At 56.1% G+C, this 1077-nt stretch carries 1 rRNA gene; it reads left to right on the top strand.

What is annotated here, in order from left to right:
• Window positions 1–1033, top strand: a 23S ribosomal RNA gene (locus LY13_RS25500); the annotation flags it as partial.
• Between the last annotated feature and the right edge of the window lie 44 nt (window positions 1034–1077).

The following is a 1077-nucleotide window of genomic DNA, read 5'->3' as shown; positions in this document are numbered from 1 at the left end:
GGTGGTGAAGCTGAGAATTTAAGCGCCAGTAAACGGCGGTGGTAACTATAACCATCCTAAGGTAGCGAAATTCCTTGTCGGGTAAGTTCCGACCTGCACGAATGGCGTAACGACTTTCCGGCTGTCTCAACCACAGGCCCGGCGAAATTGCACTACGAGTAAAGATGCTCGTTTCGCGCGGCAGGACGGAAAGACCCCGGGACCTTTACTATAGCTTGGTATTGGTTTTCGGTTCGGCTTGTGTAGGATAGGTGGGAGACTGGGAAGCTGACACGCTAGTGTTGGTGGAGTCGTTGTTGAAATACCACTCTGGTCGTGCTGGGAATCTAACTTCGGACCATGATCTGGTTCAGGGACAGTGCCTGGTGGGTAGTTTAACTGGGGCGGTTGCCTCCTAAAGGGTAACGGAGGCGCCCAAAGGTTCCCTCAGCTTGGTTGGTAATCAGGTGTTGAGTGTAAGTGCACAAGGGAGCTTGACTGTGAGACTGACGGGTCGAGCAGGGACGAAAGTCGGGACTAGTGATCCGGCACCTCCTGGTGGAAGGGGTGTCGCTCAACGGATAAAAGGTACCCCGGGGATAACAGGCTGATCTTGCCCAAGAGTCCATATCGACGGCATGGTTTGGCACCTCGATGTCGGCTCGTCGCATCCTGGGGCTGGAGTTGGTCCCAAGGGTTGGGCTGTTCGCCCATTAAAGCGGCACGCGAGCTGGGTTTAGAACGTCGTGAGACAGTTCGGTCCCTATCCGCCGCGCGCGTAGGAGACTTGCGGAAGGCTGTCCCTAGTACGAGAGGACCGGGACGGACGAACCTCTGGTGCGCCAGTTGTCCCGCCAGGGGCATGGCTGGTTGGCTACGTTCGGAAGGGATAACCGCTGAAGGCATCTAAGCGGGAAGCCTGTTCCTAGATGAGGTCTCCCACCCCGTTGTGGGTTAAGGCCCCCAGTAGATGACTGGGTTGATAGGCCAGACATGGAAGCGCAGTAATGTGTGTTGGAGTGGACTGGTACTAATCGGCCGAGGACTTGTCCACAACGATGCTACGCACCCACTCTACGATCCTGAAACACCACACCA

The sequence above is a fragment of the Prauserella aidingensis genome (assembly GCF_024171865.1).
GTDB classification, from domain to species: Bacteria; Actinomycetota; Actinomycetes; order Mycobacteriales; family Pseudonocardiaceae; genus Prauserella; species Prauserella aidingensis.
This window is presented reverse-complemented; position numbering and strand designations above follow the sequence as displayed.